General features: G+C 44.7%; 7 protein-coding genes. 5 read left to right on the top strand and 2 right to left on the bottom strand.

What is annotated here, in order from left to right:
- Positions 1 to 510: 510 nt before the first annotated feature.
- A complete protein-coding gene (locus tag R7Q48_RS15580; protein WP_025766775.1) occupies positions 511 to 1884 on the bottom strand; it encodes an L-cystine transporter in 1374 nt (457 codons plus the stop codon).
- Between the two features lie 200 nt (positions 1885 to 2084).
- On the bottom strand, positions 2085 to 2774 hold the full coding sequence (locus tag R7Q48_RS15575) for an NAD(P)H-binding protein (protein ID WP_053350419.1): 690 nt from the start codon (positions 2772 to 2774) through the stop codon (positions 2085 to 2087).
- Positions 2775 to 3022: 248 nt separating this feature from the next.
- Here R7Q48_RS15575 and cobT point away from each other — a divergent pair, with 248 nt between their 5' ends.
- From cobT to R7Q48_RS15550, 5 genes are all read left to right on the top strand, one after another.
- Entirely contained in the window at positions 3023 to 4066 is a 1044-nt protein-coding gene (gene cobT / locus R7Q48_RS15570; RefSeq protein WP_151514710.1) for a nicotinate-nucleotide--dimethylbenzimidazole phosphoribosyltransferase, read from the top strand.
- A 29-nt stretch (positions 4067 to 4095) separates the two neighbouring features.
- The gene (locus tag R7Q48_RS15565; protein ID WP_213962632.1) at positions 4096 to 4872 is read left to right on the top strand and encodes an adenosylcobinamide-GDP ribazoletransferase; all 777 of its coding nucleotides are present in this window, start codon (positions 4096 to 4098) and stop codon (positions 4870 to 4872) included.
- Positions 4869 to 5402 (top strand): bifunctional adenosylcobinamide kinase/adenosylcobinamide-phosphate guanylyltransferase, encoded by a 534-nt coding sequence (gene cobU, locus R7Q48_RS15560; protein ID WP_213962602.1) that lies wholly within the window; start codon positions 4869 to 4871, stop codon positions 5400 to 5402. Before R7Q48_RS15565 ends, cobU begins: the two co-directional genes overlap by 4 nt.
- A gap of 11 nt (positions 5403 to 5413) precedes the next feature.
- Positions 5414 to 6028, top strand: coding sequence for an alpha-ribazole phosphatase (cobC, locus tag R7Q48_RS15555; RefSeq protein WP_017820880.1), 615 nt, complete (start codon positions 5414 to 5416; stop codon positions 6026 to 6028).
- 128 nt (positions 6029 to 6156) lie between these two features.
- Entirely contained in the window at positions 6157 to 7953 is a 1797-nt protein-coding gene (locus R7Q48_RS15550) for a M3 family oligoendopeptidase (RefSeq protein ID WP_318132369.1), read from the top strand.
- Positions 7954 to 8130: the final 177 nt, after the last annotated feature.

The raw sequence follows: 8130 nt of genomic DNA, 5'->3' as shown, positions 1-8130 counted from the left end.
AGATATTAAGCTTAACTCAACTAACGATACCATTCAGTTGAAATGGAATGGGAAATACTGGTCTAAGCCTGTTTAAGGTTTGAAGGAGTAATTCAATGTTATTGGCATTTATTTAGGTCTGTATGGGTCGCTATGTGTCTATGGACCCAAAGCCATTGCCTAGCAACAATGTGAATCAAGAAGGGCCACTGCATTGTGCGGTGGCCCTTTTTTATGTCTGTTTGTTCGGATTTTTGTGTCTAAGTTGCGTCTCAAAATTAGATGTGTGCAATTTATATGATTTATATTCAGTAAGTTACAATTTGTCACTCATAATCAAAGAAGAAAAAAGTGGGCTGATTATCTTGGTGCATTCTGCTTACCGTTTACAAAACCGATGACAGTATTAGACCATTCAACGCCTTGACTAGCAACGAAAGATGCAAGTTGAATTTTTGAAAATGAAAAAAGCCGATGGCGAACCATCGGCTTGATATTTTACGTTTTATCGCTTTGGAAGGAATTTGAGTTCTATGCTCGTGTTTCTTCCAATGTTGCTTCACTTTCTGGTGACTTCAGCACTCGGCTAGCAATTGTACCCGCAGTCATTGAGCCTGAAACGTTTAGTGCGGTACGTGCCATGTCAATCAATGGTTCAATAGAGATAAGCAGCGCCGCGATGGTCACAGGCAAGCCCATTGCAGGAAGAACAATCAAGGCTGCAAACGTTGCACCGCCGCCGACACCTGCAATACCAAATGAGCTGATGGTGATAATCGCAATCAATGACAGGATAAAGTGAAGATCCAGAGGGTTGATGCCCATTGTCGGAGCTACCATCACTGCAAGCATTGCAGGATAGATACCCGCACAGCCGTTTTGGCCGATAGTGGCACCAAACGATGCTGATAGGTTTGCAATCGCTGGTGGAACGTTAAGCTTGGTGATTTGCGCTTCTACGTTTAGTGGAATTGTTGCTGCTGAGCTACGAGATGTAAACGCGAAGGTCAGTACAGGCCAGATTTTCTTAAAGTATTCCGCAGGGCTAACGCCGACAAAAGAGACTAATACGCCGTGAACAACAAACATCAGTGCGATAGCAACATAAGACGCCACAATAAAGCCAAGTAGGTTTAGGATGTCGCCTGCGCTTGATGTCGCTACCACTTTTGCCATCAGTGCTGCGATGCCGTATGGCGTTAGGGCCATGATCATCTTCACTAATCGCATAACGATAGATTGAGCAGCTTCTACGAAAGTACGAATCGGTGATTCCAACTCTGCTTTTTCTATCATCACTTTACGAGCGGCGATACCAGTTAACACGCCGAAAATCACAACAGCGATAATCGATGTCGAGCGAGCACCTGTTAGATCAGCAAATGGGTTGGTTGGAATGAAACTAACTAGCATTTGAGGAATAGTTAGGTCACTTACTGTACCGGCACGGCTTTCTAAAACGGCGATACGAGCGGTTTCACGCGCACCTTCAGTTAACCCTTCTGCTGAAAGGCCAAATGTCGTTGTCACCAAGATACCGATAAGTGCAGCAATTGCAGTCGTTACTAAAAGAACAGAGATGGTCAGGCCAGAAATTTTACCTAAAGATCCACCTTTCTCCAATTTAACAACTGCAGAGATCATCGATACCAACACCAGTGGCATGATGACCATTTTCAGTAGACCAACGTAGCCACTGCCTACAATGCCTACCCACTCAAGTGTTTGAGCAATAGCGCTGTTGCCTTCACCGTGAATGAGTTGCAAAGCAAGACCAAAAAGAGAACCGGTAACAAGACCGATCAAAACGAGACGTGAAAGAGTGTGTTTCTTTTGTTGTTGGTTAAATAGAAAGAACAATATGCCAACAAAGACGGCTAGAGAGGCTATCACTGCAAAATTCATAATTTGACCTTATCAACCAGCCGAAGTGGCGGTTGTTTTTTATACGGGGTTTTATACGGATTTATTTATGGAGCGTAAGATAACGCTCGTGATATAACTTTAAAAATGACAAACGGGTATTAGCTAGATCTAAAATGAATATAAAAACGAGATCTAAGTCGCGTGAGAGTGTGAATTAGCACGTTAATTGTACAAAATGGTTATTCGTAGTGATGCAGTAAGTCACGCATTTCTTTCCTTTGTAAGTAAACCACCGAGTCTTCTTGATAACTGAAAAGTTGATAAATCATCGCTTTGGCGACATCTTCTGCTCGAATAGGTAAAAAGTTGGACAGTTTGCCAAGCATAAGTGGGCGAATTACCTTAAACAGAGTTTGTACTAACTTCTCGTCCATTCTTGGGTTTTGACGTTGACCAACAAGCGGGCCTGGGCGAACAAATACGATTTCCTCAAAATCCATAGCTTCGATTCGTTGTTCCATTTGTCCTTTACAAGCTAAGTAATGGGATGGCGATTTACTATTTGCACCGAGGCTAGAAACAACCGCAAGGCGTTTGACTCCGATTGTTTTCATTTGTTGCGCGACTTTGCACACCAGATCAACATCTACTCTACGCAAATTATCCTTACTCCCTGCTTGCTTAAGGGTCGTGCCTAAACAGATAAAGCCGATGGTTGGTGTTGGTTGGTTCTCATCCCATTGGTGGATAGAAAGGTCTGCATCAATGAGAGGAATAAGCTTGTTGTCCACATCTAGGACGCCATCGAGTGGGCGGCGAGAAAGATAATATAGGGTTCCAACACCTGATTGATTTATGAGGTTTGCAATGACTTTTGAGCCTACTAAGCCAGTTGCACCGGCGATGATTGCGCAGGTGTTGTTATCCATATCTTTTCTCCTATATGGGAACATAGTCTAAGCTATTGTAGCGGATTTCAACGAGTTACTTATAATCTCGTGCAAGAAAGGTGAGACGCTCTGCGAACTCGGCAGACTATCCTGAGATAAACTTGATTAGCGCTGCCCCAATTGGATGCAAGTGTATACAATAGTGGGCGCGCAAAAACTGTCGCTGAACAAGACCTCTTGAACAACAGAACACCTCTCACCCAGACAACATCAAAGGAACGTAAAAAATGGATGACTCTTTTGCTGCGGAGATACAAGCACGCATAGATAACAAAACCAAACCCGTCGGTTCTTTAGGCTTATTGGAAAAGGTGGCACTGCAGTTAGCTCTTATTCAAAGTCAGAATAAACCTCAGCCAGTTGATTCCATCGCTATCTGCAAACCAAGCATGCTGGTATTTGCTGGAGATCACGGCGTTGCAGAGGAGGGCGTGAGCATTGCGCCAAGCGAAGTCACTCAGCAAATGGTGGCTAACTTTCTCGCTGGCGGCGCAGCCATCAACTGTTTTTGCGACATTAATGGCATTCAACTCAAAGTAATAGATTGCGGCATGTTGGCTCCTATTGATGTGCTGGTTCCAGAATTTAAATCCCATCCCAACTTGGTTGAACAACGGTTGGGTAACGGTACGGCTAATTTTTCTAAACAATCAGCGATGTCCCCAGAACACGTGGCGTTAGGTTTAGAATATGGTGCGAAGATTGCTGAGCATACCATTTTGCATGGTTCAAACCTCTTAATGTTCGGCGAGATGGGCATCGGTAATACCAGTTCGGCCTCAGCACTGTTATCGGCGCTGAGCTCATTAGATATTGATTATTGTGTTGGCGTTGGCACCGGAATCAATCAACAGCAGTTGAGCCGCAAATATAAACTGGTAGCACAGGGGGTAAACCGATGTCGAGGTCTTGATACCAAAGCGATTCTCGCACAGGTTGGGGGCTTTGAAATCGTACAAATGGTGGGCGCTTTTTTAGAAGCCAAGCGGCTTAAAACTCCAGTTTTAGTGGATGGGTTTATCGTATCGGTAGCGGCTTATATTGCGACGTTGTTAGACGAAGAAACGCGTGAATACATGTTGTTTGCCCATCGCTCTGAAGAAAATGGACATAAATTTGTATTGGAACATCTTAAAGCAGAACCTCTGCTCGACCTTGGTTTACGGCTAGGGGAGGGAACAGGAGCCGCTCTTGCCTTGCCTCTGTTAAAAGCTGCTGCCCAGTTTTACAACAAAATGGCGAGCTTCGAGAGTGCAGGAGTTACAGTTTAGTGTCAGTCCCTGATAATTCTGAGAACGTCATGCCGTCATCGTTAAGATACCAGTGGGAGTTATTTCTATTAGCTACCAGTTTTTTTAGCCGCTTACCCGTGCCCCAAGCGTTGCCTTACAGTGAAGAACGCATGAATCAGGCAGGCCGTTACTTCGCGTTAGTTGGTCTCGTGCTTGGAGCGCTTTGCGCTTTGGTATTTTCGCTCACCTCAATTCTTTTCCCAGAGTCGGTTGCCATAGTATTAACGATGGTGTTTAGCTTATTGTTAACTGGGGCTTTTCACGAAGACGGCTTGACCGATATGGCGGATGGCATTGGCGGTGGCATGACCGTAGAGCGACGCCTCTCTATTATGAAAGACAGTCGTATTGGCACTTATGGTGCCGCCACTCTCATTATGGCGTTATTGGCTAAGTATGTTTTTTGGAGTGAACTCGCTAACTTGCCGCTCTTTTGGTTGGTCATTGTCGTCGCTTACACCGCAAGCCGAGCACTAGCAGCGACGCTTATTTATGACATGCCTTATGTCAGTGACAGTGATACGTCGAAAAGTAAACCGCTGGCAAGTCGCCAGTCTTCTCTAGAAGTCTCCATTTTGTTGTTTACTGGTGGTGTAACATTGCTTGTGCTTGGTATCGCGGATGCGATCTTGATATCGCTTGTTCTCGTGGTATTTCGTTTGATATTCAAACGTTGGTTAATCAAGCGAATTGGCGGCTTCACGGGGGATTGCCTTGGCGCAGCGCAGCAGTTGTCGGAACTGCTTATTTATCTCACTATGATTGGGTTGTATCACTCCTCATGAAGCAATTGATACTCGGTGGCGCGCGCTCTGGGAAGTCGCATTTGGCAGAAAAAACAGCTAAGCAATTATCGGTCGCTTCTCATCGATCATTACACTATGTTGCAACCGCGCTGCCATTTGACCAAGAAATGCGAGAGCGAATAGCGCATCATCAAAAGCAACGCGGGGGCGAGTGGCAAGAGCATGAATGCCCCCTTCATTTATCTGAGTTACTGACAAATTTCGCTACCACCGATGTTGTATTGGTCGACTGTTTAACCTTGTGGCTCAACAATTGGATATTTGAGTTAGGTGATGAATGTTCCCATGAGAAGCTAGAAGCAGAAATTGAAAAGCTTATACAGGTGGTACGTGGCTCAGATGCGACGTTAATATTCGTCTCTAACGAGGTTGGAATGGGCATTGTACCTTTGGGGGCGGTTAGTCGTTATTTTGTGGATAATGCAGGACGGATGAATCAAAAACTAGCCAGTGTTTGCCATCGCGTTACCTTTGTTGCTGCTGGTTTGCCGTTGGTTCTTAAAGAGTAGGATGGAACAAAATGAAAACACTCAATATCTATCTTGTGCGTCATGGAAAAGTAGACGCTCCACCAGGACTCCATGGCCAAACAGATGTAAAAGTTACGCCTGCTGATCAAGAGAGTATTGCTCGGGCTTGGGCCGAGAGTGGACGAGGTGTGGGTGGAATAATTTCTTCTCCGCTTTCACGCTGTCAAGAACTGGCAAACATCATTGCTGAACAGCAATTATTACCAGTAATGACGGATGAGTCTTTACAAGAGATGGCATTTGGTGATTTTGATGGTATGCCTTTTGATATGCTCACTGAGCAGTGGAAAAAGCTAGATGCTTTTTGGCAATCGCCAGCACAACATACGTTGCCGAATGCTGAGAGCTTAAGCACATTTTCTGAGCGCATATGTCGCGTTTGGTCTCAAATCATCAACGATATCAATGACAATCTACTTATCGTCACGCATGGTGGCGTCATTCGTATGATTCTTGCTCATGTATTGGAGTTAGATTGGCGTAACCCAAAGTGGTATTCGACGTTGTCGATAGGAAACGCTTCTGTCACGCATGTAACAATTACCATAGATGAGCAAATTTACGCCTCGGTGCGTTCGATTGGCGTACCTCTTTTAACTCGTTAATTTATAAATATTAAAATGCCCAGAACGATATTGCTTACGGGCATAGTCACGGAAGATGTCAGTGGAAGCCCATCTGCTAGGTGCAGGAAGCGAAAATTGACTCAGTTACATAAAAAGGAAATATAGAAATGACAACGCCGAGTTGGGATTTGTCCATCGTTTATAACGACCTTTCTGACCCACGAATTCAAGACGATATTGCTCTTGTGGAACAATGTATTGATCTTTTGAATAAACAATCAGCAGATTGTGGCAACGTAGAGATCATGCAAAATGCGATTTTGACCAATGAAGCCGCGAGTCGTTTAGCGGGTACAGTTGCAAATTTTGCGAGTTGTTATGCTTCTGTTGATGCAACAAACGCCGAAGCGAAATCGTTACTTGGTAAAATGACCCGCATCTTTTCGGAGCTTTCCCAAGCGTTCAGTCCCTTTGATTTGACACTAACGCATGCCGACGAAGAGTTTATCTTGCGCGTGTTAGACCATGAGAATCCTGATATCAGTGGGCAAGCTTTTTCTATCTTGAATTCTAGAAAGTTGGCGGATACTCGTCTTAGCAACGCAGAAGAACAGTTACTGGCTGCGATGAGTGTGGATGGCAAATCGGCTTGGGGTAACCTATACGATAACCTGACTGGCTCATTGAAAGTGAAGCTTGAGTACACAGATGGTAATAGTGAAGAGCTTGGGTTTTCTCAAGCGGCAAGCATTCTTTATGGTTCTGAATTCGAGCGTCAAGAAGCCGCGTGGCGAGGCGTACAAGATGCAATGCAAACGCACCAAGAATCATTCGCTGCGATTTTGAATGCGTTAGCAGGATGGCGCTTAACTGAAAACAAAAAGCGTTCTACGAAGCGTGAAGTTCACTTCCTAGAGCCGAGTTTGCATGGTAGCCGAATCCAAGCTGAAACTTTAAATGCGATGATGACCGTAGCCAAAGACAGTCGAGCTATTGGTCAGAAAGCGGGTTTATTGATGGCGCAAGTACATGGTCTGGATGAGATGAAACCTTGGAATCATCTGGCGGCTATGCCTGCTTTGAGCGGTGAAGTGAAGGTTTACGACTTTGATGAAGCGATTGATGTTATTTGTGAAGCATTTGAAACAGTAAACCCTGAGATGTCGGAGTTTGTCCGTTTGATGGTACAAAATGGTTGGATTGATGCCGCGCCAAATGCTAACAAGCGTCTTGGCGCATACTGCACCAAACTGCCAGCAACGCGAACACCACTTGTGTTTATGACTTGGAGTGGCAGCCGGTCAGACCTTATGACTCTGGCACATGAACTTGGCCATGCGTTCCATAACTGGGTTATTCGTGATTTGCCACTTTGCCAAACTTACTACCCAATGACGTTAGCAGAAAGCGCCTCTATCTTTGCAGAAAACATCGTTCGTGATCATTTGATTTCGAAAGCTGAGAGCGTTGATGAAAAGCTCGAGATGTTGTGGGAAGAGTTGTCATCTGCGCTAGCTTTAATGATCAACATTCCGGTTCGCTACGAGTTTGAAAAATCGTTTTATGAACGCCGCCAGGATGGAGAGTTAACCGCAGATGAATTCTGTGAGTTGATGTCAGAAACTTGGAAAGAATGGTATGGCGACGTAATGAGCGAACCGGATCCGTACTTCTGGGCAAGCAAGCTGCACTTTTCTATTGATAGCGTGAGCTTTTATAACTACCCATACCTATTTGGTTTCTTGTTTAGCAAGGGTATCTATGCACAGCGAGAAACCAAAGGCGAAGCGTTTTACACCGATTACATCAATTTGCTGCGCGATACAGGCTGCATGATGGCGGAAGATGTCGTCGAAAAGCATCTGTCGATGGATTTAACCCAGCCAACGTTTTGGCAGCAGAGTGTTGAGCTAGTGCGTGAAAAAGTCGATGAGTTTGAGCGTTTGCTCGCACAGCGCGGCTAAGTTTTTCGCAGTGTTGATGCGTAATCTGCTTTATAGCTACAAAAATTTGATCAAATCATAATGATCTTAATCAGGGCTGTGGTAAAGTTCACAGCCCTAACACTTTGTAATTGTTTGAAAATTAAACGCCTCAATGCTTGATTTGAGTGCCTGGCGCGAAAAGGCATCGGATTTTCG

The organism is Vibrio sp. 378, assembly GCF_033339435.1.
This window is presented reverse-complemented; position numbering and strand designations above follow the sequence as displayed.

Excerpts from the sequence above, each read along its gene's own strand:
- R7Q48_RS15580 (WP_025766775.1), bottom strand. The coding sequence starts at position 1,884 with ATGAATTTTGCAGTGATAGCCTCTCTAGCCGTCTTTGTTGGCATATTG.
- R7Q48_RS15575 (WP_053350419.1), bottom strand. The coding sequence starts at position 2,774 with ATGGATAACAACACCTGCGCAATCATCGCCGGTGCAACTGGCTTAGTA.
- cobT (WP_151514710.1), top strand. The coding sequence starts at position 3,023 with ATGGATGACTCTTTTGCTGCGGAGATACAAGCACGCATAGATAACAAA.
- R7Q48_RS15565 (WP_213962632.1), top strand. The coding sequence starts at position 4,096 with ATGCCGTCATCGTTAAGATACCAGTGGGAGTTATTTCTATTAGCTACC.
- cobU (WP_213962602.1), top strand. The coding sequence starts at position 4,869 with ATGAAGCAATTGATACTCGGTGGCGCGCGCTCTGGGAAGTCGCATTTG.
- cobC (WP_017820880.1), top strand. The coding sequence starts at position 5,414 with ATGAAAACACTCAATATCTATCTTGTGCGTCATGGAAAAGTAGACGCT.
- R7Q48_RS15550 (WP_318132369.1), top strand. The coding sequence starts at position 6,157 with ATGACAACGCCGAGTTGGGATTTGTCCATCGTTTATAACGACCTTTCT.